At 72.6% G+C, this 26835-nt stretch carries 26 protein-coding genes and 2 pseudogenes; 18 read left to right on the top strand and 10 right to left on the bottom strand.

What is annotated here, in order from left to right:
* Positions 1-58 precede the first annotated feature (58 nt).
* Positions 59-373 (top strand): annotated as a pseudogene (locus tag ABZ721_RS06425) (helix-turn-helix domain-containing protein); the annotation flags it as partial.
* A 99-nt stretch (positions 374-472) separates the two neighbouring features.
* Complete coding sequence (locus ABZ721_RS06420; protein WP_358787470.1) at positions 473-946, top strand: MarR family transcriptional regulator; 474 nt, start codon at positions 473-475, stop codon at positions 944-946.
* 33 nt (positions 947-979) lie between these two features.
* Here the strand turns inward: ABZ721_RS06420 and ABZ721_RS06415 are convergent, their stop codons facing one another.
* Positions 980-1711 carry a 3-keto-5-aminohexanoate cleavage protein gene (locus ABZ721_RS06415; RefSeq protein WP_358787443.1) on the bottom strand — a complete coding sequence of 244 codons (732 nt, stop codon included), beginning with the start codon at positions 1709-1711 and terminating at the stop codon, positions 980-982.
* Between the two features lie 65 nt (positions 1712-1776).
* Here ABZ721_RS06415 and ABZ721_RS06410 point away from each other — a divergent pair.
* A pseudogene (locus ABZ721_RS06410) lies at positions 1777-1914 on the top strand (short-chain dehydrogenase/reductase); the annotation flags it as partial.
* Between the two features lie 27 nt (positions 1915-1941).
* Here ABZ721_RS06410 and ABZ721_RS06405 read toward each other — a convergent pair.
* Positions 1942-3138 carry an MFS transporter gene (locus ABZ721_RS06405; RefSeq protein ID WP_358787442.1) on the bottom strand — a complete coding sequence of 399 codons (1197 nt, stop codon included), beginning with the start codon at positions 3136-3138 and terminating at the stop codon, positions 1942-1944.
* Between the two features lie 99 nt (positions 3139-3237).
* On the opposite strand from ABZ721_RS06405, the gene ABZ721_RS06400 reads away from it, so the two are divergent.
* On the top strand, positions 3238-4323 hold the full coding sequence (locus ABZ721_RS06400; protein ID WP_358787441.1) for a helix-turn-helix domain-containing protein: 1086 nt from the start codon (positions 3238-3240) through the stop codon (positions 4321-4323).
* A gap of 146 nt (positions 4324-4469) precedes the next feature.
* Positions 4470-5648, top strand: coding sequence for an acyl-CoA dehydrogenase family protein (locus tag ABZ721_RS06395; protein WP_358787440.1), 1179 nt, complete (start codon positions 4470-4472; stop codon positions 5646-5648).
* 56 nt (positions 5649-5704) lie between these two features.
* Here the strand turns inward: ABZ721_RS06395 and ABZ721_RS06390 are convergent, their stop codons facing one another.
* Positions 5705-6196, bottom strand: a complete 492-nt coding sequence (locus ABZ721_RS06390; RefSeq protein WP_358787469.1) for an amino acid transporter — start codon at positions 6194-6196, stop codon at positions 5705-5707.
* A gap of 202 nt (positions 6197-6398) precedes the next feature.
* Between ABZ721_RS06390 and ABZ721_RS06385 the strand changes: the two genes are divergently transcribed.
* Both ABZ721_RS06385 and ABZ721_RS06380 read left to right on the top strand, forming a co-directional pair.
* Positions 6399-7316, top strand: coding sequence for an NADP-dependent oxidoreductase (locus ABZ721_RS06385; protein ID WP_358787439.1), 918 nt, complete (start codon positions 6399-6401; stop codon positions 7314-7316).
* A gap of 46 nt (positions 7317-7362) precedes the next feature.
* On the top strand, positions 7363-7680 hold the full coding sequence (locus ABZ721_RS06380; RefSeq protein ID WP_358787438.1) for an NIPSNAP family protein: 318 nt from the start codon (positions 7363-7365) through the stop codon (positions 7678-7680).
* 1 nt (position 7681) lies between these two features.
* Here the strand turns inward: ABZ721_RS06380 and ABZ721_RS06375 are convergent, their stop codons facing one another.
* The gene (locus ABZ721_RS06375) at positions 7682-8224 is read right to left on the bottom strand and encodes a GNAT family protein (protein WP_358787437.1); all 543 of its coding nucleotides are present in this window, start codon (positions 8222-8224) and stop codon (positions 7682-7684) included.
* A 146-nt stretch (positions 8225-8370) separates the two neighbouring features.
* On the opposite strand from ABZ721_RS06375, the gene ABZ721_RS06370 reads away from it, so the two are divergent.
* From ABZ721_RS06370 to ABZ721_RS06360, 3 genes are all read left to right on the top strand, one after another.
* Positions 8371-8910: an isochorismatase family protein gene (locus ABZ721_RS06370; RefSeq protein WP_358787436.1), complete on the top strand. Its 540-nt coding sequence runs from the start codon at positions 8371-8373 to the stop codon at positions 8908-8910.
* Positions 8907-9923 (top strand): GNAT family N-acetyltransferase, encoded by a 1017-nt coding sequence (locus tag ABZ721_RS06365; RefSeq protein WP_358787435.1) that lies wholly within the window; start codon positions 8907-8909, stop codon positions 9921-9923. Before ABZ721_RS06370 ends, ABZ721_RS06365 begins: the two co-directional genes overlap by 4 nt.
* 76 nt (positions 9924-9999) lie before the next feature.
* A complete protein-coding gene (locus ABZ721_RS06360; protein ID WP_358787434.1) occupies positions 10000-10335 on the top strand; it encodes a HEAT repeat domain-containing protein in 336 nt (111 codons plus the stop codon).
* Between the two features lie 64 nt (positions 10336-10399).
* On the opposite strand, the gene ABZ721_RS06355 is transcribed toward ABZ721_RS06360, so the two are convergent.
* Positions 10400-11629, bottom strand: coding sequence for an amidase domain-containing protein (locus tag ABZ721_RS06355; RefSeq protein WP_358787433.1), 1230 nt, complete (start codon positions 11627-11629; stop codon positions 10400-10402).
* A 257-nt stretch (positions 11630-11886) separates the two neighbouring features.
* Between ABZ721_RS06355 and ABZ721_RS06350 the strand changes: the two genes are divergently transcribed.
* Complete coding sequence (locus ABZ721_RS06350; RefSeq protein ID WP_358787432.1) at positions 11887-12876, top strand: winged helix-turn-helix domain-containing protein; 990 nt, start codon at positions 11887-11889, stop codon at positions 12874-12876.
* A 2-nt stretch (positions 12877-12878) separates the two neighbouring features.
* On the opposite strand, the gene ABZ721_RS06345 is transcribed toward ABZ721_RS06350, so the two are convergent.
* Positions 12879-14213, bottom strand: coding sequence for an MFS transporter (locus tag ABZ721_RS06345; protein ID WP_358787431.1), 1335 nt, complete (start codon positions 14211-14213; stop codon positions 12879-12881).
* A gap of 72 nt (positions 14214-14285) precedes the next feature.
* Between ABZ721_RS06345 and ABZ721_RS06340 the strand changes: the two genes are divergently transcribed.
* The 3 genes from ABZ721_RS06340 (at position 14286) to ABZ721_RS06330 (ending at position 16572) form a co-directional block, all read left to right on the top strand.
* Positions 14286-15275 (top strand): helix-turn-helix domain-containing protein, encoded by a 990-nt coding sequence (locus tag ABZ721_RS06340; RefSeq protein ID WP_358787430.1) that lies wholly within the window; start codon positions 14286-14288, stop codon positions 15273-15275.
* 122 nt (positions 15276-15397) lie between these two features.
* Positions 15398-15892 carry a DUF4396 domain-containing protein gene (locus ABZ721_RS06335; RefSeq protein WP_358787429.1) on the top strand — a complete coding sequence of 165 codons (495 nt, stop codon included), beginning with the start codon at positions 15398-15400 and terminating at the stop codon, positions 15890-15892.
* Positions 15893-16167: 275 nt separating this feature from the next.
* Entirely contained in the window at positions 16168-16572 is a 405-nt protein-coding gene (locus ABZ721_RS06330; RefSeq protein WP_358787428.1) for an STAS domain-containing protein, read from the top strand.
* 28 nt (positions 16573-16600) lie between these two features.
* On the opposite strand, the gene ABZ721_RS06325 is transcribed toward ABZ721_RS06330, so the two are convergent.
* The 3 genes from ABZ721_RS06325 to ABZ721_RS06315 are packed head-to-tail and all read right to left on the bottom strand — an operon-like array spanning position 16601 to position 19715.
* On the bottom strand, positions 16601-16948 hold the full coding sequence (locus ABZ721_RS06325; protein WP_358787427.1) for an STAS domain-containing protein: 348 nt from the start codon (positions 16946-16948) through the stop codon (positions 16601-16603).
* Between the two features lie 23 nt (positions 16949-16971).
* Positions 16972-18102 (bottom strand): cobalamin-dependent protein, encoded by a 1131-nt coding sequence (locus ABZ721_RS06320; RefSeq protein WP_358787426.1) that lies wholly within the window; start codon positions 18100-18102, stop codon positions 16972-16974.
* Positions 18099-19715 carry a PP2C family protein-serine/threonine phosphatase gene (locus ABZ721_RS06315; RefSeq protein WP_358787425.1) on the bottom strand — a complete coding sequence of 539 codons (1617 nt, stop codon included), beginning with the start codon at positions 19713-19715 and terminating at the stop codon, positions 18099-18101. Before ABZ721_RS06315 ends, ABZ721_RS06320 begins: the two co-directional genes overlap by 4 nt.
* 513 nt (positions 19716-20228) lie before the next feature.
* Between ABZ721_RS06315 and rph the strand changes: the two genes are divergently transcribed.
* The 3 genes from rph (at position 20229) to ABZ721_RS06300 (ending at position 23896) form a co-directional block, all read left to right on the top strand.
* Positions 20229-22826, top strand: coding sequence for a rifamycin-inactivating phosphotransferase (gene rph / locus ABZ721_RS06310; protein ID WP_358787424.1), 2598 nt, complete (start codon positions 20229-20231; stop codon positions 22824-22826).
* A 261-nt stretch (positions 22827-23087) separates the two neighbouring features.
* On the top strand, positions 23088-23432 hold the full coding sequence (locus ABZ721_RS06305) for a metalloregulator ArsR/SmtB family transcription factor (protein WP_358787423.1): 345 nt from the start codon (positions 23088-23090) through the stop codon (positions 23430-23432).
* Positions 23429-23896 carry an SRPBCC family protein gene (locus ABZ721_RS06300; RefSeq protein ID WP_358787422.1) on the top strand — a complete coding sequence of 156 codons (468 nt, stop codon included), beginning with the start codon at positions 23429-23431 and terminating at the stop codon, positions 23894-23896. The genes ABZ721_RS06305 and ABZ721_RS06300 overlap by 4 nt, the downstream gene beginning before the upstream one ends.
* A 94-nt stretch (positions 23897-23990) precedes the next feature.
* On the opposite strand, the gene ABZ721_RS06295 is transcribed toward ABZ721_RS06300, so the two are convergent.
* On the bottom strand, positions 23991-26090 hold the full coding sequence (locus ABZ721_RS06295) for an MMPL family transporter (protein WP_358787421.1): 2100 nt from the start codon (positions 26088-26090) through the stop codon (positions 23991-23993).
* 161 nt (positions 26091-26251) lie between these two features.
* Here ABZ721_RS06295 and ABZ721_RS06290 point away from each other — a divergent pair, with 161 nt between their 5' ends.
* The gene (locus ABZ721_RS06290) at positions 26252-26752 is read left to right on the top strand and encodes a MarR family transcriptional regulator (protein WP_358787420.1); all 501 of its coding nucleotides are present in this window, start codon (positions 26252-26254) and stop codon (positions 26750-26752) included.
* The last annotated feature ends 83 nt before the right edge of the window (positions 26753-26835 follow it).

Below are 26835 nucleotides of genomic sequence, written 5' to 3'. Positions count from 1 at the left end.
TTCGAGGGTCGAGCAATGGTCTTGTTGCATCGTAAATAGATATGTGCTGGTGAGAGCTATGAAAGTGTTGCAATGGCCCTGTGAAGCAATGCAACGCAGTGTCTTTTCGCGTTGCAATGAGATGGAAGTGAACGCTATGGTGGCGGCACCGCCTAGCCCGAAGGAGCCCGCGATGCCGGGAGGCAGACTCACCCAGCAGGAGCGCCAGCAGATCGCGCTGGGGCTGGCCGACGACCTCGCCTACGCGGAGATCGCGCGACGCCTGGACCGTCCGACCTCCACCATCACGCGCGAGGTGATGCGCAACGGCGGTCCCACCGCCTACCGCGCCGATCTGGCCCACCGCGCCACCGAACGCCGTACCCACCGCCCGCGGCAGGCCCCGCCCCGGGGCCCGGCCCTGCCGCCGCAGCCGCACGGACGCGACGCCGAAGCCGTGCGTGCGTACGAGGACGTGTTCACCGATGTCCTCATGCAGGCGGGCACGCCCAAGATGATGGCCCGGGTGCTGGTCTGCCTCTACACCACTGACGAGGGACGTCTCACCGCGTCCGAACTCGTCGAGCGGTTGCAGGTCAGCCCGGCGTCCATCTCCAAAGCGATCACGTTCCTCGACAGCCAGGGCCTGATCCGCCGGGAAAGCGACGGCCGCCGCCGCGAGCGCTACGTCGTCGACGACGACGTCTGGTACCAGGCGATGATTTCCAGCGCCCGGTCCAACGCCCTGATCATCGATACCGCACGCCAGGGCGTCGGCGTCCTCGGCCGGGAAACCCCCGCCGCCGCCCGCCTGGAGAACATCGCCCGCTTCCTCGACTTCGTCAGCGAGGGCATCACCCGCGCCGCGGAGCAGGCCAGGGAAGTCCTCCACACGCAGGCCGCGACGGTGCCGGGCGGCAGCGCCGCGCCCGGTCCGGGCGCCGCGCAGGCGGCCCCGGCCGAGTGAGGTCCGTCAGCTCGGGTCGTCGGCTCACATCCGTCAGCGGAGCGGCGTGCGCGCCTGCTGGATCAGGTCGTGGGCGGCGTCGAGGAGGCCGGTGTTGCCGGCGGCGGGGGTGCCGTCCGGGAGGTGCAGTACGTCCTCGAGTCCGATCCGCATGTGCAGGCCGAGGGAGGCGGCCAACTGCAGGACGGGCCAGGCGGCGGCGTCCGTTCCGTGCAGCAGGATCGGCGACGCGGCGGGACGCAGCTCGTCCAGCAGGCGGGTGGCCGCGTCGGGTGCGGTTTCCGGAGCGGTGTCGGTGACCTCCGCGAGGACGCGCAGCACGCGGTGCGCGTGTGGCCAGCCCAGGAAACGCTGTGCTGCCGGAGTGCCGGAGTAGATGCCCGCCTCGACGCCGATGCCGCGCTCCAGCAGCGCGGTGGCCACGACGTCGGCACCGTCCTCGTGCCAGTTCACCGAGGCATGGTCGGGGAGCACGGTCCACGAGCGGACCTGGGCGGCGCGCTCGTCGGGGTCCGGCGTGGTCCAGGCCCCCGTGGTGACCCCGACGGCGACGCCGGGGACGGCGGCGCGGACGGCCGTGAGCGCCGCGGCCACGCCCGCGGCGTCCAGCGTGTCGTCCCCGTCGGGGTTCTTGGGATGGAGATGGATGTCCTGGGCCCCCGCGCCGACGGCCGCGGCAGCCGCGGCCGCCAGCTCGTCGGGAGTCAGCGGGAGTTGGGCACATGCGGCGCGATCCCGGGCACCATTGAGGCATACCTGCAGCATGGTCGCCATCCTCGCAGGTCGCTGCGGCCGGCAGCGGTAACCGCGCGAGCGCAAGCGCGGCGCAGGCCGACAACACCCCGCTGCGCCTGGCGCTCGGCGGCGACGCGGTCGACGCTCTGGCCGGAGACCTGGACGCGGTGCGGGCCGAACTCACCGCGTGGGAGAAGGTCTCGCGGGGGACGGACTTCGACGCGCCCCAGTAGCCGGACCGGGTAGGCGGGCAGGCTCTTTCAGGTGCCCCCTTCGGCGGCCACGGCGCCGGCGGACAGCAGCGTCGCGGCGGCCAGGCTGCCCCACAGGGCGGCCGCCCCGTGGGGTGCGAGTGCGGTGATGGCCGCGGGGGAGACCGCGAGGCCGAAGCCCGTGGAGAGCTGGAAGCGGGCCAGGGTGCGTCCCAGGACGTGGGCCGGGGCAAGGGCGGTGGCCAGTGCGGTGGCGCTGCCGGCGTAGACGATCTCGCCGAGGGTGCAGAGGACGGACACCGTGGCGACGGCCGGGGCGCCCCAGCCGTGTCCCAGTGAGGTGGCCGCGAGGAAGCCGAGGTAGGACATGGTCAGGAGCACCCCGGCGAGGGCCAGCACGCTGCGCCGGGGATAGCGGGACAGCAGGACGGTGACCGGCACCTGCAGTATGACCACCAGCACCGTGTTGGCGACGAGGATCGCCGCCGACCACACCGGGGACGCGTGCAACTGGGTCACCAGGACCAGCGGCAGAGCGATCTCGGGCACGTTGAGGCAGAACGCGTAGATCACGTTGGCGGCCAGCAGCGCCCGCATCCGGGGCGCCGGCCCGTCGTCGGTCCGGGTGCCCGGAGCGGCGTTCGGCGGCGCGTGGAGATGGACCGACCAGGCCAGGGTCGCCGCGACCAGATAGGCGAGTCCGGTGACGGCGGCCAGGATCTGCAGCGCCGTGGTGCCGCCCGCCAGGCACGCGGCGGCGACGAGCGCGCCCGCGCCCATACCGGCGTTGCGCAGTGCGCGGCCCGCCGCGAGGGCGGCGTCACGTTCCCGGCCGTGGGTGACCGTGGCGACGAGTGCGGCGTGCGCGGCCGGCCAGGCCTGGTTGCCGATGCCGAGGAAGAGCGCCGCGGCCGCGAACGGCCCGACGTGCCCCGCCGGGGTCGCCAGCAGCAGGACCACCCCCACCACCCGCACCAGCATCGACGCCGCCACCACGGTGCTGCGGGCGCCGCGGTCGAGCCAGCGGCCCACCGCGGGCATGCACACCAGGCCGACGACGATGCCGGCCGTCATCGCGATGCCGGTGGACGGCGCGGACAGGTCCAGCACCGTCACCCCGTAGAGCAGCAGGAAGGGTCGCAGCAGGCCGGTGCCGAGTGCGTCCACGGCCAGCGCGACGGCGTAGCGCGGACCGCCGGTCGCGCGGACGAGGACGCGGGGCTGGATCTTGGTGGTGGTTGCCATGCCGTCCACGGTGGGTTCGGCCGTCCGACCGGTCGCGTCGGTTGACGGAGACCGTCAACCGACGCCGTCGCCGGCCGGACGATCCGTGATGATGAGGGCGTGACGTTGAGGATCGACATCAGCGGCGTGTCCGCCGAGCGGCTGCGGTTCGCCGCCTCCCCGCTGGCCGAACTGACCGCGATGCTGCACGTGCTGGCCGAGCCGGGGCACCACCCGCAGCTGGCCGGCTGGGCGGCGGAGGTGTGGGCCGGGCTGTCGCCGGAGCTGTCCGAGCGGTTGCGGGAGGCGGAGTTCCTCTGGCGCTCCTCGCAGGCCGACTTCCTGATTCCCGGCTGGCCGCGACCGACCCTCGCCGAGGAGTTGGACGACGTGGACCGTATCGACGACGCGACCTATGTGACCGCCGCCCTCGTCACCACCTGCGGCAGCAACCGGATCCACTTCGGCGCGCGGTCCCCGCTCACCGACGTGACGGCGCGCGAGCGCGCCCTGGACCTGGCCCAGGCCCGCGGTGCGGTCCAGGAGGCCTTCGCGGAGCGGCTGCTCGCGGATCCGGCCGCCGTCCGGGCGCGGGTGCGCGACACCCTCGAACAGTGCGTCGAGGCCTTCTTCGAGGCCGCCTGGGCGGGTGCCGCCGTGCAACTCGCCACCGACCTGCGCCGCAAGAACGACCTGCTGAGGCGCCAGGGCGTCGAAGCGGCCCTGGCCTCGGTCTCCGGCGCGGTCACGCTGGCGCCGGACGGCGACTGCATCATCGTGGACAAGCTGCAGGACAAGGCGACCGCCGCCCGCGGCGCGGGCGTCACCTTCATCCCCAGCGTCTTCAACCGCCCGCACCTGGTGGCGGTCCACGCGCCCGGCTGGCAGCCGGTGGTGCAGTACCCCGTGGCCGAGCCCACCCCGTCCGAGCCCGTCGCGCTGGAGACGGTCTCCCTGCGCCTGGAGGCACTCGCCCACCCGGTCCGGCTGCGGTTGCTGCGCACCCTGGCCCGCGGCCCGCACACCACCGGCGAGCTGGGTCACGCCTGGGAGCTCTCGCCGCCGGAGGTCTCGCGCCACCTCGCCGTCCTGCGCCGCGCGGGCCTGCTGACCGCCCGGCGCGACGGACGCTACGTCCGCTACACCCTCAACGTCCCCGACCTGGCCGCGCTGGGCACCGATCTGCTGGCGGCCGTGCTGCGGTGAGCGGCGGCGGGGCCGCGCAGGGCCGGCCGGTAGCGCGGCCGTCCTGGTGACGGCGGGTGCGGCAGGAGGTATCGGCGGACGGCGGCCGGGTAGGGGCACCCCCGTGGTGGATCATCCACCAGCCCGGAGCGGATGGGGACGAAGACATGAGCGACGGCACGCTGGACGAGGATCTCTACCGGTTCGAAGACCTGCTGTCCGCCGATGAGGCGGAGATCCTGCGGCGGGTCCGGACCTTCCTGCAGAAGGAAGTGGCGCCGCACGCCAACGACTGGTGGGGCCGGGCCGCCTTCCCCCACCACCTCATCCCGCGCTACGCCGAGCTCGACATCGCCGGCCTGCCGTACGAGGAGTGCCACGGCACCCCGGTCAGCAACCTGCTCACCGGTTTCATCGCCCTGGAGATGGCGCGCGTCGACGCGTCCATGGCCACCTTCTACGGTGTGCACTCCGGTCTCGCCATGGGCAGCATCGCCCGCTGCGGTTCGCCCGAGCAGCGCCGCCGCTGGCTGCCGGCGATGGGCCGCATGGAGCAGATCGGCGCCTTCGCCCTCACCGAACCGCAGGGCGGCTCCGACGTCGCGGCGGGCCTGCGCACCACCGCCCGGCGCGAGGGCGACACCTGGGTCCTGAACGGGGCGAAGCGCTGGACGGGCAACGCGACCTTCGCCGACCTGATCGTCGTGTGGGCCAAGGACGAGGACAGCGGGCACGTCCTGGGCTTCGTGGTCAGCGGGTCCACCCCCGGATTCACCGCCACCCCCATCGAGAACAAGATCGCGCTGCGGACCGTGGAGAACGCCGACATCGTCCTGGAGGACTGCCGGGTCCCCGAGGCCGACCGGCTGCAGAACGCGAACGGGTTCCGCGACACGGCGGACGTTCTGCGCCACACCCGCAGCGGCGTCGCCTGGGAAGCGGTCGGCGTGATGCTCGGCGCGTACCGGATCGCCCTGGACTACACCCTCGAACGCGAGCAGTTCGGCGGCCCGATCGCCCGCTTCCAGCTGGTCCAGGACCTGCTGGTACGGATGCTCGGCAACGCCACCGCCTGTCTGGGCATGGTCGTGCGGCTGGCGCAGCTGGAGGACGCGGGCACGTTCCGCGACGAGCACTCCGCCCTCGCCAAGGCGTACTGCACCAGCCGCATGCGCGAGACCGTCGGCTGGGGCCGTGAGCTGCTGGCCGGCAACGGGATCGTGCTGGACTACGGCATCGGCCGGTTCGTCGCCGACGCCGAGGCGCTGTACTCCTACGAGGGCACGCGCGAGATCAACACCCTGGTCACCGGCCGCGCCGTGACGGGCATCGGAGCGTTCGTCTGAGCAAGTGAGCAAGTGAGCAAGTGAGCAACGGCGGCGGCGCGGCCTGCCGGCCTGGTTCAGAAGTGTGTGGCGATGCCGAAGGCACCGCGCAGCCGAGCCATGTCGTGCAGGTCGCGCTCCGTGGGTTCGTACCCCTGGTGGAAGTAGACCTGCTGCTCGGCGGACAGGCACGGTACCGGCGTCCCGCGCACGGTGCCCGTCACGAAGCACGCCGGGGGATACACGAAGGGACGCTCCGGATCGGGTGACGCCTGGACGGCCGATCCGTCAGCGGAGAAGACCAGCGGGTGGAGATCGATCTCCCGCCCGTCCGGCGCCGCCATCACGAACCGGATGGGCCGCCGGTCCAGCGTCTCGGCGAATCCCTCCGCGGCCAGGGCCGCGAGCACGGCGGGCTCCTGGTCCTGCCGGTGCATCAGATCCAGATCGCGGTGGCCCCGGGTCTGCGCACCGAGCAGAGCGTCGATGCCCCAACCCCCGCCGACCCAGACCTCCACCCTCGCCCGCCGCAGCAGGGCCAGGACGAGCAACACGCCATCGGCTGTCATCACCCGGTGCAGAGTAGGGGTGCCGGCCGCCGGGAGCGAGTCATTTCCTCGTGAACGGACCGTCGTCGCGGGAAGACAACCTCCTGCTGCGCCGTTGAACGAACGCGATGGCGCGGTGGCTGCGGAACCGTGCGGATGCGACCGTCCCCGCGGTTGTCCTGGCAAGACGGTCGTCCTGACGAGGAAGAACGGTGATGGCGCGATGAAGGCGGTCCGGTTCCACGAGTACGGCGGGATCGATGTGCTCCGGGTGGAAGAGGTGGAGCGCCCTGTGCCCGGTCCCGGGCAGGTGCTGGTCGAGGTCCGCGCGGCCGGGATCCAGCCCGGCGAGGTGATGATCCGCGAGGGTGCGCGGCACGGCCGCTGGCCGGCGATCTTCCCCAGCGGGCAGGGCAGCGATCTGGCCGGGGTCGTGGTGGAGACCGGCCCGCAGGTGCGCGGGTTCGCCGTGGGCGACGAGGTGGTCGGCTACACCCACAGCAGGGCGAGCCACGCGCAGTTCGTCGTGGTCGAGGACGTGGCACTGACCTCCCGGCCGGAGGGACTGTCCTGGGACGTGGCCGGGTCGCTGTACGTGGCGGGCACGACCGCGTACGCCACCGTCTTCGCGGTGGACCCCGGCCCTGACGACACGGTCGTCGTGTCCGGCGCGGCCGGCGGCGTCGGATCCCTGGCCGTGCAGCTCGCCCGGCGGCGCGGCGCGACGGTGATCGGGCTGGCGAGCGAGCGGAACCACGGCTGGCTGAAGGATCGCGACATCGTCCCGGTCGCGTACGGGGAGGGTGTGGCCGCGCGGATCCAGGAGGCCTCCGGCGGGCGCGTCGACGCGTTCATCGACACGTTCGGCGACGGCTACGTGGAGCTGGCGGTGGAACTGGGTGTGCGGCCCGAGCGGATGAACACGATTCGCGACTGGCAGGCCGCGGCCAAGGTCGGGGCACGGACCTACGGAGAAGGTGCGGCGGCCAGTGCGGTCGTGCTGGGCGAGCTGGCCCGGCTCGCGGCACGCGGCGAGTTGGAGGTGCCGATCGCCCGCACGTACCCCCTGGAGCGCGTCCAGGACGCGTACCGCGACCTGGAGCAGGGACACACGCACGGCAAGATCGTGCTGCACCCCTGAACCGGTCCCGATCGGCTCGCGTGAGAGGTGAGGCATGATGGCGCCCATGATCACCATTCATCTCAAGTACGAGATCGACGCTGACAAGCTGGCCGAGTTCGAGGAGTACGGTCGCCGCTGGGTCAGGCTCGTCAACCAGTTCGGCGGAACGCACCACGGCTACTTCCTGCCGAGTGAGGGGGACAGCGACATCGCCTACGCCCTCTTCTCGTTCCCCGGCTTCGCGGAGTACGAGCAGTACCGCAAGGACAGCATGTCCGACCCGGAGTGCCTGGAGACGCTGAAGCTGGCGCAGGACTCGGGCTGTATCAAGCGGTACGAGCGCCGCTTCCTGCGGCCCCTCGACCAAGTGGCCGGGCAGTAGGTCAGGGAGTGGGCGGAGTGGTGCTGCCGCCCAGTCTCCGCTCCCAGAACACTTCGTCGTGCCAGGCGCCGTCGGTGTGGAAGTGGTCGTGGGCGATGCCCCAGGACGTGAACCCGTGCCTGCGGAGGATCGCCTGCGAGGCGAGGTTGGCCAGTTGGGTGTGTGCCTCCAGCCGGTGCAGGTTCAGCTCGTCCTCGGCGATCCGCACCGCGAGGCCGACGGCGCGGCTCGTGTGTCCGAGCCCCTGGCAGGACGAGGCGACCCAGTAGCCGAGGAATCCCTTCTGGAACGGGCCGCGCAGGATCGAGCTGATGCTGACCTGCCCGATGACGCTCCCGTCGCTGACCACGACGCCGGGCCACGCGAGCCCTCGGCTGTGGGAGTCCAGGAGGCCTTCGACGACTGAGGTCTGCCCTGCGGGGGTGTAGAACTCCGGGGGTCTTGCGGGCAGCCAGCGCGCGTACGCCTCCCGGTCCCGGGCGTGCAGGGCGGCCAGGACGGGTCCGTCGGAGGGTTCGATCAGGCGAAGCGAGGTTGCGCTCAAGGGTGTTCTGCCGTCTTGTGAGATGCGGTCGTGGGCCGGTCGTCCGGAAGCCTAGCGGGCCGCGCACCACGGGCCGGGGCGAGGCGGTGATCCGACCGCGGGCGACACCCCGCACAGCGTTCCCGGCAGCGCGTTAGGGTGCGGCCATGACGACGATGCTGGATCCCGCCCGTACCGCACTGGTGCTGATCGACTTCATGCCGCGCATCATCGCCCTGCCGCTGGCACCCCGCTCGGGGGACGAGGCGTTGCGAGCGGCCTGCGCGCTGGCCGAGCGCTGTGCCGCGGCCGGCGCGCTGGTGGTGGCGGTGCGGGTGGACCGGCCCGGGGTGGAGGCGCAGCCGCCGGGCAGCGAACTGCACCCCGCGGTGGCCGAGGTGGCGGACCAGGTGCTGGTCAAGGGCACGGTCGGGGCCTTCCACGCCACCGGTCTGGACGCGCTGCTGCGTGACCGGGGCATCACCACGCTGGTGCTCGGCGGGATCGCCACCAACATGGGCGTGGAGTCCACGGCTCGTGCCGCCGACGATCTGGACTACCAGTTGGTCTTCGCCGAGGACACGATGACGGCCCTGTCCGCGGAGGAGCACGCGGCGGCGATCCGACTCGACTTCCCGCGGTTCGGCACGGTGACGACCGGCCCCGAGCTGACCCTGGCCGCGGTGCCGGCCCACCCGGCCCGATGACCGGGCGCGGCGACGTCTCGATCACGCCCCTGGACCTCGACGGGGCCGGTGAGCTGGACGACTTCTACCAGCCGCACCGGCAGGCGCTGCTGGCGGAGCGCCCGTGGGACCCACCGGCGTGCCGCACGGCCTTTCTCGGACAGCTGCGCCGTCCCAAGCAGGGAACCCGTTCGCTGGCCTGGGGCGCACGGTACGACGGACATCCCGCCGGCGTCCTCGCAGTCGGCATGACGGACGGCGCGAAGGGTGCGGACCGTGCGGACATCGTGCACCTCTCCGTGCACCCGGATGTCCGCCGCAGGGGGATCGGGACGGCGCTGCTGTCGAGCGCCGCTCAGCACTTCGCGGACACGCAGGTCCGTGCATTCGACGCGTTCGTCGTGGGCTCCGAGACGGCCCCGGAGCCCGGCAGGGAATTCGCGCAGGCAACGGGAGCCGTATCCGGAGCGCGGTATCAGCGCTTGACGCTGCACCTCGACGCGCGCGCGATGGACGCGCACAAGATCCCTCCCGGGTACGCGATCCTGCGCTGGCGCGGAGGTGTTCCCCCCGAGCACGTGGGGGCTCTCGCGCAGCTGTCCGCGAGCCTCGCGGAAGCGGAGGCCACCCGTTCCACGAGCGAGCGGGCGGTCGAGCAGGCCGACGCCGACCGGACCGATGCCCTGTACCGGACCCTGCGGGTGTGGGGTTTCAGAATGTACGTGAGCGCCGTGCGCCATGTGGCCACAGGTGAGTTGGTGGGCTACTCCTCGCTGGGCCTGGCCGCGTCGCACCGCCGGCACGCCACCCAGTGGGACACCATCGTCCGCCCGTCCCATCGCGGCCACGGCCTCGGCGCCGCTCTCAAGCAGGCGAACATGTCGTGGGCCGGGGAACACGAGCCGGAGCTGGCCACGGTCACGACGTGGAACGCCGTCGGGAACGACGCGATGGTGCGCGTCAATGAGGCCATGGGCTTCCGGGAGGATGCCCGCGGGGCACTGTGGGAATGGGATGTGGCCGGTCTGGCCTGAGCGTCGAAGCGTGCCGCGGAGCCGGGCGCACCAAGGGGGGTGGCACGGCCCCAGGGGTGTCCATAGGCTGGCGGGTGTGACGGACACCTTCCGCGAGGCGATGCGGCTGATGCGAACGCGCGATCCGCAACGCCGGGAGGACGGGTTCCACCAACTCCTCCCGCATGCGGCTGACTTCGTCGACGAGCTGCTCGGCGAGTTCGCGCAGGAGCAGGATCAGGGTTTGCGCCGCTGGCTGCTCGAGCTGATCGGGGCCACCCGCGCCCCCGCCGCCCTGCCGACGCTCAGCGAGCAACTCCACAGCCCCGACGAGTCGATACGGCACTGGGCGGCCGTCGGCCTGACCCGGCTCGACACCCCCGAAGCCCGGACCGTGCTGTGGAGAGCCCGCGCCAACGGCACGATCACCTGACAGCTCCGGCCGAGCCCTGGCCCTGGCCCTCGTGTCATCGAAGGTCAGGGCCGGGGTCGGTGGCTCAACCGGTCTGGAAGGTGTCCTTGATATGCACGGGGTAGAACACCAGCCGGCGCCCTTGCCCGCTCATCGGGCCGTCGGGATTCTCCGTCGGTGGGTCTGCCGTCGCTATCTTGATCCCGATGCTGAGCGGGATGTTGTTGCGGTGCGGCGTGTGCTGCGAGTACGTCGGTTCGGTGAAGCCCAGCTCCGTGTAGGTGCCGGAGATGAGCATGGTGTGGTCGATCGAGCCGTCGGGCCGACCGTTGGGGTCCCAGTCGACGAACAACAGGTCACCGGGCTGAAGCTGCCAGATGTCCTCGGCGTCCGCCGGTGAGCCGACGGCCCACTTCTCGCCGCGCTTCGGATTGCCGGCGTAGTCGTAGAGCCACGAGGCAACCGACCACGTCTTGGATGGGCCGCGCGGGCCCCACAGGTCGTCGGTCCAGTTGTCGGGATTCTCGTTGTCGATGCCGTCGGCCTTGGACCAGCCGCCGTCGTGCAGCATCTGCGAGGCGAAGTTCGTGCAGTCGTTGCCGAATTGGTCGTAGTCGGGGTTGTACTGGTCACCCACCAGCCATTCGGTGCCCGCGAGGGTGCCGCTCCGCGACCAGACGCGCGCGTACTCCGCGGCCCGCTGCCGGTTGTACGTACCCGAGGCGGCGGCCTGAGCTGCCGCCTTCGACGGCGCCGGCACCATCGGCCGCGGCCCCGTCGCCGAGGGCGAGGTGGCCTCCGTGCTGGGAATCGGCGCGTACGCCACGTGCACGATGTGCCAGGTCTTCTCGACCCGCTCCAGCTCGACTTCGTACCTGTCGCTGAGGGTCGAATTGCCCAGCGCTTCGTCGTTCCACGCCAGGAAGGTCCCGGCGGTCGCCGAAACGGTCGCCTTCCTGCCCCGGATCTGGACGTGCGGTCCGGCCGCCACACCCGTGTGCACTTCCCTCGCCCGCAGACCCCGTTCGGCCGCCACCTCGTCGGCTATCCGGGCCAGGTCCGAGGCTGCCTTGAGGGGTTGTTCGTCCGCCTGCCCGTCGGCGAGGCGGGTCACGGCCGCGTCGGCCCCCTGCGATCCCAGCCAGCCCTTGTCCCGGGCGACGAAGTAGTCGCGAACGAGTTGCATCACGCGCTGCTTCTGCCCGTGGGGCGGCTTGCCGTGCCCTTGGTCGACGGCGCCGGCCGACGTCGCCGGCACGACCAGCGACACCGCCAGAACCCCCGCGACGGTGGCTCCCCGTATCCGTGCTCTCATGCTTCCCCCTCCATGCTGTGCTGTGCGGTGGTAGGTCTGCTCTGTGTCCTCGACGGTAGGCACGGGAACGGGCCGTGAGGGGATTCGCAGTTCTGGCCGGAGTTCCCGGCAGCGCGTGACGCGGTGGTGTATGGGGCCGCGGCTCCTTTCCCGCTGCGGGGACGAGGCCGGAAATCGATGGATGCGCCGGACCGGGCGGACGTAGAGTGCGCAGCCGTCGGGGGACCGAGGGCAGCCCCCCGGGGGACGGGGGCGCCATGCTACGCATTCACTTCACCGGCGAGGATCTCGGACGCGTCCGGGTGGCGGCGGGACCCGCCCCGATGTGGGAAACCGTCCTGAGCCTGCACCGGATCCAGCGCGGCGAGGACGGCGTGCTGTTGCGGCAGTGGCGGCGTTCGGTGCGGCCCGCCCTGCCCCGGTCGGTGGGAATGCTCACCTCACTCGTCCCACGCCAGGGTTACTTCCCGGACTTCCTGACCCCGGCCGGGGCACCGCTGGAGTTGGCGGAGGGGGTGGAGGGACTGCTGAGCAGCCCGCGTACGGTGCTCCGGCGGGACATGAACGCTCTTGCCGCCGAACGGAAGGTGCCCCCGTGGGCCCGCGAGGTCGGTGACGGCAGCGTCGGCATGCTGCGGCACCTCGTGCGGGCCCTCCATGCCTACCACCAGGTCGCCGTCGCGCCGTTCCGTGATCTGATCCGGGCGCAGATCGACGCCGATCGCGCCGTGCGGGCCCGAGCGCTGCTGGACGGCGGGACCGACGCGCTGCTGGCGGGCATGCCTCCCAGTATCCGGTGGAAGGCTCCGGTGCTGGAGGTCGACTATCCGGTGCCGCAGGAACTCCGTTTGCACGGCCGGGGGCTGCTTCTGATCCCGTCGTTCTTCTGCTGGCGGACGGGCGTGACGCTGCTGCACGACGCGCACACGCCCGTCCTGGTGTATCCGGTGCGCCACCGGCTGCCGGCGGTCGGGGATCCCGGCAGATCGGGCCGCCCCCTCGCGGCGCTGCTCGGGCAGACACGGGCCGCCGTGCTGGAGGCCGCGCACACGCCGCGGACCATCGCGGAACTCGCCCGTCACGTGGGCGTGTCGCTCTCCGCCGCGAGCCAGCACGTCGCGGTGCTGCGCGATGCCGGGCTGCTGGTGAGCACCCGCCTGGGCGGCGGTGTCCTGCATCGGCGCACGCCGCTGGGGTCCGCTCTCCTCCAGGGCCAGACACTGACGGGCTTCCCGTCGAGTCCGTGACGTCAGTCGCCGGGGACCGCCTCCGCCGCCGTCGGCGGGGCCGCGCGGTGCAGGGTGCGGATGGCCGGGATGGCGAGGAGAGCGGCGCAGCCCGCCAGGCAGGTGCCTGCCGAGACCAGCAGCAGGCGCTGCGGGGAGGCGAGGGCGGTGGCCGGTCCGGCCAGGATCTGGCCGAGCGCGATCCCGGACACCGAGCCGCACAGCTCGTACGCGGAGACCCGGTTGAGTACCGCGGGCGGGGTGTGGGTCTGCACGCTGGTCGCCCACATCACCGACCAGAACGCCAGGCCGCCGCCGGCCAGGGCGTGGCCCGCGAGCAGGACCGGCAGGCCGGCGCCGAGCGCCACGCACAGCGGCAGCGCGGTGAACAGGCCGATGGCCGCGGCGCCGGCGGCCAGCGGCCGGGCCGGGCGCAGGCGCAGCGCCAGCAGGCCGCCGAGCACGGTGCCGACGCCGAGGAAGGAGATCGCCAGGCCGTAGGTGTCGGCGCCGAGCCGGGCGCTGATCAGGGCCGAGCTGAGCGGCACCAACGGGCCGAAGATCAGCACGCCGTACCCCATCCAGATCAGGATGACCGCCCACATCCAGGTGCGGGAGCGGAACTCCTGCCACCCCTGGCGCAGGTCGCGGCGCAGCGCACTCTCCTGGCGAGCGGCGCTGCCGGCGGCGGACGGGGCGTCCGCGCGGGCGGTGGCGGGGGTGAGGCGGATCAGTGCCAGGCACAGGGCGCTGAGCACGAAGGTGCCCGCGTCGATCGCGTACACGGTCCCGGCGCCGGTCAGCGCGATCAGCAGCCCCGCCAGGGCGGGTCCGAGCAGTTGGGCGAGCGCGTCGGCCACCTTGAGCGTGGCGTTGGCCCGCTGCGGTTCGCGGGCGACCAGCGGGACCATCCCGTTCACCCCCGGCAGGAACATCGCCACCGCCGCACCGGCCACGGCCGACATGGCCACCAGCAGCCAGAACGGCGGTGCCCCGACGAAGAACGCGGCCGCCAGCGCGCCTTGGGTGACCACTCGGACGAGGTCCGCGCCGACCATCATCCGGCGCGCGCCCAGCCGGTCGGCGAACACCCCGCCGAACAGCACCAGGACGACGAACGTGCCGGTCCAGGTCCCGAGGACGAAGCCGACCCCCGAGATCCCGTACAGCGGGCCGACCGCGAGCGCGGCGGCCACCGGCATCATCGCGTCGCCGATCAGGGAGACCGCGCGGGCGGTGAAGTAGAGCGAGAAGCGCCGGTCCCACAAGGGGGAGCGGGCGGACGGGCCGACGGCGGGCGGCCCGCCGAGCGGCGGGGGAGGGGACGGGGGCGGGGTCTGCGTCTGCGGGGTCGTCACAGCTCGCCATCCTGGTCCGGACTTATCGGCCGCCCCAGTGTCCCGAACGACATCATGGAGTACTTTCGCGCCATGACGTCCTCCTCGCCGGCGAAGACCCCGGCGCCCCACCGGGTGGTGGCCCTGCTGCAGTCCCCGCAGTCGACCTTTCCGCTGGCCTGCGCCTCCGAGGTGTTCGGCGACCACGGCCCCGCGATCCCCGTCCGCTATGCCTTCGAGGTCTGCGCCGAACCGCCCGGCCCGGTGCGCACCCAGGCCGGCTACGACCTGCTGGTCACGGAGGGTCTGGGCGCGTTGGAGCGCGCGGACACCGTGCTGGTGCCCGGCTGGCAGCAGGCGCCGGGCACCGACGTGCCGGCGGCGACGATCGCGGCGGTCCGCCGGGCGCACCGGCGCGGGGCACGGATCGTCGGCATCTGTTCGGGAGCCTTCGTGCTCGCCGCCGCCGGACTGCTGGACGGCCGGCGGGCCGCCACCCACTGGGCCCAGGCCGCCGAGCTGGCCGCCCGCTTCCCGCAGGTGCGGGTCGATCCCGCGGTGCTCTACGTGGACCTCGGCGACGTCGCCACCAGCGCCGGATCGGCGGCCGGCGTGGACCTGTGCCTGCACCTGGTGAGCGCCGACCAGGGGGCCGCCTACGCACTGCGGGTCGCCCGGCAGATGGTGATGCCGCCGCACCGCGAGGGCTGCCAGCTGCAGTACGCCGAACTGCCCACCTCCGGGCCGGTCGGCGACTCGCTGGCTCCGCTGCTGGAGTGGCTGTCCGGCCGGCTGGACCAGCCCGTCAGCGTCGCGGAGATGGCGCTCCGCTCCCAGGTCTCGGCCCGCACGCTGACCCGGCGCTTCACCGAGCAGCTGGGCATCAGCCCCGGCCGCTGGCTGCTGGACCGGCGGATCGCCGCCACCCGAGCCCTGCTGGAGGAGACGGACCTGCCGGTGGAGACCATCGCCCACCGCGTCGGCCTCTCCTCCGCCGTCAACCTGCGCCGCCGCTTCCACGAGGCCCTGCGCACCACCCCGGCCGCCTACCGCCGCACGTTCCGTGCGAACGAGGTCCGGTAGGGCACCCGCGCGGGAGTATCGCAGTGGCGGTCGACTTCCTCGCCGGAATACCCCTGGGGGGTATATGGTTCTGCTGTGTGGACAGGGGAACAGCCGCACCGGACGGAATGGGGACGAGGATCATGGACCACACCGCGCACCACACCGGCAGCACCCACGAGCACGCCGGGCATGAGGTGGGAGGGGTGACGTGGGCGGCGGCCGCGAAGGCGACGCTGCACTGCCTGACCGGGTGCGCCATCGGCGAGATCCTCGGTATGGCCATCGGCACCGCGCTGGGGTGGGGCAACGTCCCCACCATGGCGCTGGCGATCGTGCTGGCCTTCGTCTTCGGCTACTCGCTGACCCTCTTCGCGATCCGCCGGGCGGGCCTGGGCCTCAGGACCGCGATCAAGGTGGCGCTGGCCGCCGACACCGTCTCCATCATCGTGATGGAACTCGTCGACAACGGGATCATCGCCCTGGTGCCCGGCGCGATGGAAGCCCACCTGGACGAGGCCCTGTTCTGGACGTCCCTGCTGGGCGGACTGGTCATCGCGTTCCTGCTCACGACGCCGGTCAACAAGTGGATGATCGGCCGTGGCAAGGGCCACGCCGTCGTCCACGCCTACCACTGACACCGCTGCCGGGGCGCTCCCGGCCGGAAAGAGCCGTCGGGAAGGCCATCGGCGGGCCGAGGTGTGCAATGGTGGAGGGGAAGCACCAGCCTCGTTCCGCCGGTTCAGCGGCGCGGGTCCCGCCCCCGGGCGGGCCGCGGGCCCTCGACGGCCGAACCTCGCGCGGCATCGTGCCGTGGGTCGGGCGGAACGCGCCCCGGGCTGCACCCCGATGATTGAGGGCGCCCGACGTGGAGTCGTTCAAGGTCCGGACAGCGATATTCGGCGCTACCGCTGTGATCACTCCCTGCGGCGATCTCGACCGGCCGGCCTCCCCGGCGCTGGGGGCGGCGCTGGCCGCTCTGCCGCCCACGCTGGACGGCGTCATCCTCGATATGGGACGCGTCCTGTTCATGGACGGCGCGGGCGTGCGCTTCCTCGAGGAGTTGCGCGGCTACGCCGTGGCCCACAGCGCGCACCTGGTCTCCTTCGGGTGGCAGCCGCAGCCCTCGACGGCCCGGCCCGCGCGCTGCGCCCGGTACACCCCGGTCGACAGCCCGGCGGCGGAAGGCTTCGCCGAGCCGCTGTGCACCGCCCAGGCGGTCTGCCGCGCCGCGCAGAGCCGGGTCTTCGTCGCGCGGGCCCAGGGCGTGGAGCAGGCCCACGGCCGGCAGCATCCGTGTGACGATCCGACGGGCTGACGGGACGGCGGGGGCCGGTCGGCGCGGGTCAGCCGGCCTGGCCGGGCGCCGTCAGGTGCTCGTAGGTGCCGGTGAGCTCGAGCAGGCGTCTGAGGACCGGACCGATGTTGTCCAGGTGGAAGCCGATCGCGTCCTGGCCGGCGGTGCGGTGCAGTTGCAGGAGCGCCGACAGCCCCATGGAGTCGACCGTCCGCAAGTCGCCGCAGTCAAGGCGTAGTTCCCTGACGCCCTCGCAGTCGAGCAGGGCGAGCCGCACCCGGTCGAGGAGCTCACCGCAGGTGTCGTAGTCCAGGTCGCCGGCGAGGTCCAGGCACACGGCGTGCGGACCGGAGGGCGACTGCGTCGCGCGGAGGACCGCGTCGAAGGAGGTGGTCACGGGTTCGTCCAGCGTCTTGGGGGTCAGGGGCGGGAAGTGAGGGCGGCGCGTCCGGCGTCCAGGATGCGCAGGGCCCGGGGGAAGTCGCGCAGTTGATCCCCCAGCAGGTCCAGGGCCGGCGGCAGGGAGCGGGCCGGGACGTTCCGGGCGGTGAGTACCTCGGCCGTCCAGACGAGGAAGCTGGTGAAGACGTCGTCGGCGTCGACGTACAGGGCCGCGGTGAGGAATCCGACGATGTGCGCGAGATCCTCGGCGGTGCGTTCGCGCTGGTCGTCGCTGTACTCGCGCATCGCGGGGAAGCGCTGCTCGAGCCGCTGGAAGGTGTCGCGCACGAGTTGGGTGGAGGACCGGGCGACCGCCGTGTACTCCTGGTCGGACAGGTGCGGCAGGTCGTCGACGGCCTGATGGGCGGCTGCCGGCTGGGGCAGCGGGCCGGCGGCGAGTTTGTCGGCGGCCCCGCGCGCCTCCGCCGCCCAGGCGTCGGCGCCCAGCAGCCGGGCGTAGCGGCCGTCGACCCCGAAGGCGAGGCCGCCGACCATCACCGGCGTGCCGGCGGCCTGGACGGCGGTGATCGCGCTGTGGGCCAGCGGCAGGCGGGTGGGCAGCGAACTGGACAGGCACACCGCGTCCGGCCCGGTGCGGTGGATGTGGCCGATCAGGTGCGCGGTGGGTACCTGCGCCCCGAGGTAGTCCACCCGCCAGCCGCGCAGCCGCAGCGTCTCGGCGACCAGGCGCGCGGGCAGTGCGTGCCACTCCTGGTCGACGCAGGCGACGGTGATCCGGCCGCGGTGGGCGGCGGGGCGCTGGGCGGGCAGGGCGGCGATGATGCGGTCGTTGATGGCGGTGGCGGCGTGTTCGGCGGCCACGTCCATGCGGTTGGCGGCCCACTCGACGCCGACCTTGTGCTGCACGGCTCCGATGACGTCCAGCAGTACCGCTTCGGGCTCCACCCCGGCGTTGAGGGCGTCGGTCACGACGTCGACCGCCCAGTACTCGTCGGCCGCCTGGATGGCGGCCCACAGTCTGTCCACCCACGCAACGGACCGGTCGTGGGCATGCGGTGCGGAGAGACGGGCGCCGACGTCCTGGCGGGCCGGCTCGGCGGTGAGGTCGGTGCTGGTGGCACTGCTGAGGGCGGCGCTGGAGATGCTCATGCGGTGCGCCTGCCCCGAGCCGCGTCCCCGGCACCGGGGTGCGGGCCACGGGGTGCGGTGATGGCCATGACGGCGATGTCGTCGTGCCCGCCGTCACCGATCCACTGCGAGGCGATCATCTGGATGCGCTCCACGACCGCCTCGGCGGGCATGCCGGCGCATTCGGCCGCGGCGCGCCGCAGGCGCTGGTCCCCGAACATGGTGTCGCCCAGCGGACCGCCCCGGGCCTCGGTGACGCCGTCGGTGAACAGCAGGCACGAGTCGCCGGGCGCCAGGCGGACCTGCGCGGTCCGGGAGGTGATGGCCGGCAGGACGCCGATCAGGCTCCCGCCGGTGTCGGCCTCCTCGACCCTGCCGTCACGGCGCACGATCAGCGGCGCGGGGTGGCCTGCCGAGGTCAGCCGCAGCAGCGCGTCGGGCCCGTCGCGGCGGACCGAGGCCAGCACGAGGGTGGCGAAGCGCGTGTGGTGGCTGGTGCGGATGGCGTTGTTCAGCAGGCGCAGGACCCGGGCGTGGTCGTCGGCCATCGGCAGCAGTGCGTGCAGGGTGTTGCGGATCTTGCCGGTCAGGACCGCGGCTTCCAGTCCCTTGCCCGCGACGTCCCCCAGCACGGCGAGGGTGTCGGGACAGTCCTCCCCGGGCGGGTGGACATCGTAGAAGTCCCCGCCGATGCGGTCGGTGTCCTCGCTGGCCCGGTAGCCGCCCGCGAAGTCCACCCCCGCCACGTGCCGCAGGGTCGGCGGCAGGAGCTCGCGCATGAGCGTGTCGGAGATGGTGTTCTGCTCCGCGTAGAGGCGGGCGGCCGACATCGCCGCGCCCGCCCGCGCGGCGAACAGCCCGGCCAGCGCCTCCTCGGCGCCGGTGAAGGCGGTCTTGTGCGCGCGGCGCAGCAGGATCAGCGCGCCCGCCGACACGCCGTGGCCCGGGAGCGGCGTGATCGCCAGCGATCCGACCTCGCCGAAGCCGACCGGGACCATCCAGTCCGGCGCGCAGGCGGGATCGACCCACCGGGAGGGCACGGGCGGGAATCCGCGCAGCGCCTCCGCGAGACCCGGCACCGCGTCCGGCGCGTGCGAGACGACGGTCCGGGTGAGCCGGCCCCGGTGGTCGCAGACGACCATCGGCAGTTTCCGGCCCGCGGCGGGTGCGATGACCAGTGCCGCATCCGCGAGGTGCTCCGCGGCCAGCCGCGCGGTGACTTCCATGCACCGCTCCAGATTCAGCGAGGACAGCAGGGCGCTGGAGGCCTCGATCAGGAACTGCGTCCGTCCGCGTTCGGCTTCCAGCTCCCGCAGCACGGACTGGTATGCGGTCTCGTCCACCAGCCACCACGCCGTATCGCCGTCCGCCGGCTCCGACGGGTGCGCCGAGAAGGATCGATCCCCTATCGATCCGCTGACCGCCACCGGACGAGGTGCCGCGCCGGCCGTCGCGAGCCACGCCGGGGAGGTGAGCGGCAGACCGGGGCGGGCGGCGGGCAGCAGGTCGCACGCGATGTCGTTGAGTTCCACGACCCGCCCGTCCGCGTCGAGCACCACCACCGGGCACGGGGCGGAGGCAGCACTCAGCGAACCGGCCGCGGTGCTGCGGGATCGGGCTGGGGAAAAAGCCATGTAATGGGGCCCCTACGCGTGGACCCACACCTCACTTCGCGATGACGGACAAGACTGTTGCTCTGTAGCAACAGTCCCGCACCGCGAGGCGCCGCGCAACCACCGGCAGGCCCGCGAGGCGTGGCCCCGGGGTCCATCGCCCTGTCAGCAGGGGCTTCGACCGGCCACACCCGCACAAGGGGGTGCGAAGTTTCACATCTCGTTCCTGCGGCTCGGCGTCCGGCGCGGCCCCGAATGGGGAATCCCGTCGTTCCGACCGAGTGAAAAACAGCAAAGGCAAGGAGATTCCTCTCCTCGCCTCTCCTAATTTATAGCGCACCCGGGGGCTTGCGGCAAGGCCCCGGTGGTGGCGCAGAATCCTCGACCGAGGCCACTACCTGCGGAAATGAGGGCATGGAGTACATGCGCGACGAAGGACCCCGCCACGTTGGCGGCGCCGGCAGTTCGACCGACCTGTGCAATTCAACCGACCAGTGCGGTGCGACCGAGCACGGCCGTTCCGGAGGTATCGCGATGACCGAGCAGTACGTGCTGGACTTCCAGGACGTCGACGAGACGCACGTCGCGGCCGTCGGCGGCAAGGGCGCAAACCTGGGGGCGCTGTCGCGGATCGAGGGCATCAGTGTGCCGGCCGGGTTCTGCGTGACGACGGACGCGTTCCGGCGCGCCATGGCCGAAGCGCCGTCGCTCGACATCCGGCTCGACGAGCTGTCGCGTGTGGACCCGGACGACCGGGAGGGGATCCGCGCGCTCAGCGCGGAGATCCGCCGGATCATCGAGGAGATCGCCGTCCCCGCGGACATCGCGGAGGCGATCATCCGGGCGGTCGGCGGGCTCGGCGAGCAGGCCGCCTACGCGGTCCGCTCCAGCGCGACGGCGGAGGACTCGCCGACGGCCTCCTTCGCGGGCCAGCAGGACACGTACCTCAACATCCTGGGGTCCGCGGCGGTCCTGCGGCACGTCAGCCGGTGCTGGGCCTCGCTGTTCACCGAGCGGGCCGTGACCTACCGCAGGCGCAACGGCTTCGACCGGGGCGCGGTCGACATGGCCGTGGTCGTGCAGCGGATGGTGCTCCCGGACGCCTCCGGCATCCTGTTCACGGCTGAGCCCGTCACGGGCAACCGGAAGGTGGCCGCCGTGGACGCCGGCTTCGGCCTCGGCGAGGCGCTGGTCTCCGGCCTGGTCAATCCGGACGTCTTCAAGGTGCGCGACGGCGAGATCATCGCCAGGACCGTCGGCGCCAAGCAGCGGGCCGTTCTGGCCGTGCCCGCCGGCGGCACGCGGGAGGTGGCGGTCGACGCGGAGCGGCAGGAGGTGCCGGCGCTGACGGACGCGCAGGCCGTGCGGCTCGTGCAGCTCGGGCGGCGGATCGAAGCGCACTTCGGCCGCCCGCAGGACATCGAATGGTGCCTGGTCGACGGCGACTTCCAGATCGTGCAGAGCCGGCCGATCACCACGCTGTTCCCCATCCCGGTGGCCGGCGACGCGGACAACCACGTCTACGTCTCCGTCGGTCACCAGCAGATGATGACCGACCCCATGAAGCCCCTGGGCATCTCCGTCTGGCAGTTGACGGCGATGGCGCCGATGCAGGAGGCCGGCGGGAGGCTGTTCGTCGACGCCGGCAGGGCCCTGGGATCGCCCGCGAGCCGCACGGGATTCCTGGACATGGTGGGGAGGTCCGATCCGCTGACCCGGGACGCGCTGGAGACCGTCCTGGACCGCGGCGACTTCGTCCCGTCGCTCCCGGACGAGGCCCCCAGCAGGGCGTGGACCGGCGACGCATCCGCGCCGCACGAGCCCGATCCCGCCATCGTCACCGAGCTGATCGAGCGCAGCCAGGCGTCGCTCGCCGCCCTGCGGCGCGACATCCGGACCAAGAGCGGGCCGGAGTTGTTCGAGTTCCTGGGCGAGGCGTTCACCGAGCACAAGCGCATCCTCGCCGACCCGCTGAACATGCAGGCCATCATGGCGGGGATGGAGGCCACCTGGTGGCTCAACGACAACCTGCGGGAGTGGCTGGGCGAGAAGAACGCGGCTGACACGCTCACCTTGTCCGCCCCCGACAACATCACCTCGGAGATGGGACTGGCCCTGCTGGACGTCGCGGACGTGATCCGCCCCTGTCCGGAGGTCGTGGCGTTCCTGCAGGGCGTCGAGGACGACGGGTTCCTCGACGAACTGGCCAAGGTCGCGGGCGGCACGGAGGCGCGCGACGCCATCGAGGCCTACCTCGACCGGTACGGCATGCGCTGCGTCGGCGAGATCGACATCACGCGGCCGCGGTGGTGCGAGCACCCCACCGCGCTCGTGCCCGTGATCCTCGACAACGTCAGGAACTTCGAACCGGGCGCCGCCGAGCGGCGCTTCGAGCAGGGGCGGCAGGCGGCGCGGCAGAAGGAGCGGGAGGTGCTGGAGCGTCTGCGGGCCCTGCCGGACGGGGAGCGCAAGGCTGCCGACGCCCAGCGGATGATCAATCAGGTGCGGGCCTTCGTCGGATACCGGGAGTACCCGAAGTACGGCATCATCAGCCGGTTCCTCGTCTACAAGCAGGCCCTGATGGCGGAGGCCGAACGCCTGGTGGAGGCCGGGGTGCTGGCCGACCGGGAGGACGTCTTCCACCTCACCTTCCCCGAGTTCCACGACGCCGTGCGCTCGCACCAGGTGGACGGCCGGCTCATCCTGCGGCGCAAGGAGGCCTTCGCGTCGTACCGCGCGCTCACACCGCCGCGGGTGCTCACCTCGGACGGCGAGGCCATCAACGGGGCGTACCGGCGCGATGACGTGCCGGCCGGTGCCCTGGTCGGCCTGCCGGTCTCCGCCGGGACCGTCGAGGGGCGGGCCCGCGTCATCCTCGACATCGCGGACGCCGTCCTCGAGCCGGGCGACATCCTGGTCACGGCCTTCACGGACCCCAGCTGGTCGCCCCTGTTCGTCGGCATCGCGGGCCTGGTGACGGAGGTGGGCGGTCTGATGACCCATGGCGCGGTGATCGCCCGCGAGTACGGCCTGCCGGCCGTGGTGGGTGTGGAGCGGGCGACCCGGCTGATCCGGGACGGGCAGCGGATCCGCGTGCACGGAACCGACGGGTACGTCGAGATCCTGCCCTGACCGATCGGGACCGATCCCGGCCCCCACCGGCACGTTCCGCACGTTCGGTCGGAGTCCGCGACCGGTGAGGGGTCCTCGGCGTCGGTGGGGGCGCAGGCGTGGTGCCGCACGCAGGGCCGTGGCGAGGGTGAGCGCCGCCCCCTGCCCGGCAGGCCCTGCGCCTCCAGCACGTCGCGGGATGCTCCGTCGACAACCGTTGACGGCGGCCCGGCACGCAGCTATATTCAACCTATCGGTTGATAAACAGATTGGTTGATTTCAGTGACGGTCGACGCAGCGGAAGCGCAACTGGACCGGGCGTTCGCCGCGCTGGGCGATCCGGTCCGGCGGGCCCTGATCGCCCGGCTGTCCCGCGGCGACGCCACCGTCAACGAGCTCGCCGAACCGTTCGCCATCACCAAGCAGGCGGTCTCGCGGCACATCCAGGTGCTGGAGGCTGCCGGTCTGATCACCCGCAGCAGGGATGCCCAGCGGCGCCCGTGCCATTTGGACGCGGCCGCGCTGGAGCGGCTGACCAGCTGGATCGACACGTACCGGCTGGAGGTCGAGCGGCGCCACCGCCGGCTCGACGCCGTCCTGGACACCATGAAGGAGCAGGAGAAATGAACGAGACCACGATCGTCGCCCAGCCCGGCACTCCGTTCATCGAGGTCGTCCGGGAGTTCGAGGCGCCCCGCGAGCGCGTCTTCCGGGCGTGGACCGACCCGGACCTGGTGCCGCAGTGGCTCGGCCCGCGCGGCATGACCATGAAGCTGTTCGAGTTCGACGCGACCACCGGCGGCAGCTACCGCTACATCCACGCCGACGACCACGGCGAGTACGGCTTCCGCGGTGTGTTCCACAGCGTGGTCCCGGACGAGCTGGTCATCCAGACGTTCGAGTACGACGGCGCGCCGCACCAGGTCAGCCTGGAGACGATGACGTTCGAGGACCAGGGCGACGGCCGTACCCGCGTGCACAGCCGCAGCGTGTACCCGACGGTCGAGAGCCGCGACGCGATGGTCGCCGCCGGCATGGAGCACGGCCTGCGCGAGTCGATGGAGCGGCTGGACGAAGTGCTGGCCCGATGACCTGCCCCACGACCGGCTGGACTACGGGCCCGCTGACCGGCAGGGCGGCCGGCCGGGTGGCCGGGTCCCGCCGGTCGTCGGGGCGCCGGCCGCACTAGTCCCCGGTCTTCCGGATCCTTCCCGGCCACCAGACGCGGTCGCCGAGGTCGTGGACGAGTCCCGGTACCACCAGGGACCGCACCAGCAGCGTGTCGAGCAGGACGCCGAAGGCGACGATGAACGCGATCTGGGCCAGGAACGCGAGTGGGATCACGCCCAGGGCGGCGAAGGTCGCGGCCAGCACCACGCCAGCCGAGGTGATCACCCCGCCGGTGGCGGTCAGCCCCCGGAGCACCCCGTCCCGCGTTCCGTGCCGGGCGGTCTCCTCCCGGACCCGGGTCATCAGGAAGATGTTGTAGTCGACACCCAGCGCCACGAGGAAGACGAATCCGTAGAGCGGCACGGACGGATCGGTGGCGGAGAAGCCGAACACGTGGGGGAAGACGACGGCGGCCACGCCGAGCGTCGCCAGGTACGACAGGGCGACGCTGGCGACCAGCAGCAGCGGCGCGACGATCGAGCGCAGCAGTGCGATCAGGATGAGCAGCACGCAGAGCAGGACGACCGGGATGATGACAGTGCGGTCGCGTTCGGCGGTCTGCCGGGTGTCGTACTGCTGGGCAGTGAAGCCGCCGACCAGGGCGTGCGCGTCGGGGACGGCGTGGACCGCTCTGCGCAGCGCGGCGACGGTGCGGATCGCGGCGTCGCTGTCGACCGCGTCGGTCAAGGTGGCGTCCAGGGCGACCCGGCCGTTCACGACGCGGGCGGGGGCGCCGGGCGCACCGCCGCCTCCGGCGGTGACGGAGGCGACGCCGCGGACCTGCCGCGCGGCCGCGGCCACCTGCTCGGCGCCGGCGGCGTCGCTGATCAGCACGGCGGGGTTGCCCGAGCCGCCGGGGAAGTGCGCGGCGAGCATCCGCTGGGCGGTGACGGAGGGCTGGGTGGTGGTGAACAGCTCGCTCTGCGGCACACCGCCGGAGTCGAGGGTGGGGGCGAAGCCGGCCAGGGCGAGCAGGGTCAGCGCGCCGGCCACCCAGACGCGGCGGGGGCGCCGTCCCACGAGGGCGGCGACGCGCCGCCAGATGCCGTGCACCGGCGCGGTGCCGTCCTGGCGGGGGCGGGCCGGCCAGAACGCGCCCCGGCCGCAGAGCACCAGCGCGGCGGGAAGGAAGGTGAGGGCGGACAGCACCGCGCAGGCGATGCCGATCGCGCCGACGGGGCCCAGCGCCTGGTTGTTGGTCAGGTCCGAGAGCAGCAGGACCAGCAGCCCCAGGCCGACGGTCAGTCCGGAGGCGACGACCGGTTCGACGCACTGCCGCCAGGCGATCCGGATCGCGGTCCAGCGGTCCCCGGTCACCTGCAGTTCCTCGCGGAACCGGGCGGAGAGCAGCAGCCCGTAGTCCGTCGCGGCACCGATCACCAGGATCGACAGGATGCCCTGCACCTGGCCGTCGACCCGGACCACCCCGTGCCGGGCGAGGGCGTAGACGATCGCGCAGGCCACGCCGAGGGCGAAGACCGCGCCGAGGATCACCAGGAACGGCAGGACCACGCTGCGGTAGACGCACAGCAGGATGACCAGCACCACGGCCAGGGCGACGCCGAGCAGGATTCCGTCGATGCCGGCGAACGCGCTCTTGAGGTCCTGCTGCAGCGCCGCCGGCCCGGCGATGCCGACCTGGGTGCCGGGCACCGCGGTGACCTCGGCCCGGACGGCGTCCACCGTGGTGGAGAGCCGGTCGCCGAGGTCGGAGCGCACCTGGACGACGCCCTCCAGCGCCCGGCCGTCCTTCGACGGCAGGGCCGGGGACGGGGCGCCGACGGCCCCGTCCACGCCGGCGGCGCGCCGCAGCGCGGCCGTCGCCGCCGCTTGCTGGGCCGGTCCGACGGCGGCGCCGCGGTCCGCCTGCCAGACCACGATGACCGGCAGCGTGGAGGCGGCCTGGAAGGACTTCTTGAGCGTGGCCACCTCCGTGGATTCCGCGCTCTGGGGCAGGAAGGCCGCGTTGTCGTTGCTGGCGACCTCGCCCAGCTTGCCGGCGTAGGGGCCGAGCGCCCCGCCCAGGCCCAGCCAGACGACGAGGAGCAGCAGGGCCACCAGGAGGCGCGGGCGGCGCGACCGGCCGGCGGGCGCAGGGGTGGTGCGGGAGCGCATGGGGGGTCCTCTGGCGCGACAACAGGGGGACGCGCCCAATATACTTCAATCATTGAGATACTCAATGATTGAACGGTACGCGGGGTGGTCGCCCCGCGTGGCGGCCGCTGGACCCGCGTCTAGACTTGCCACCCCGCCACCGTCGGAAGGTACGAGGACAGGTGCCCCGCCCCGAGCCCCCCACACCCGACGGCACCAGCCGCCAGGACTTCGCCCGGCTGCTCCAGCGGCTGTCGGCGGAGATGAACATGCTCAGCCATGACTTCGCCGCGGCCCAGGGGCTCCACGCGACGGACGTCCAGGCGCTGCTCGCGGTCATGAACGCCGCCCGCAGCTCCCACCCGACTCCCGCCACGCCCAGTTGGCTGAGCCAGGAGCTGAGCCTGACCTCCGGTGCGGTGACGGCGGTCCTGGACCGGCTGGAGCGGGCCGGCCACGTCCGGCGGGCCCGCGACGGGGTGGACCGCCGCCAGGTCCAGATCCACTACAACCCCGGCGCCGGATCGCTGGCCGCGGCGTGGTTCCAGCCCGTCGGCGCGTCGACGGACGCCGTGCGCGCCGAGTTCACCGACGCCGAACTGGGCACCGTCACCCGCTTCCTCGACCGGATGACCGAAGAACTGGAAGAGCTGCGCCACCGGCGCCGCGACACCGACCGCTGACGCCGACCGTCGACACCGGCCACCCGCACGAAATGCAACACGCCCGAACGCGACCGTGACCCGCGAAAGATAACGAAGCAACA

This window comes from Streptomyces sp. NPDC006733 (assembly GCF_040636125.1).
Classification (GTDB): domain Bacteria; phylum Actinomycetota; class Actinomycetes; order Streptomycetales; family Streptomycetaceae; genus Actinacidiphila.
This window is presented reverse-complemented; position numbering and strand designations above follow the sequence as displayed.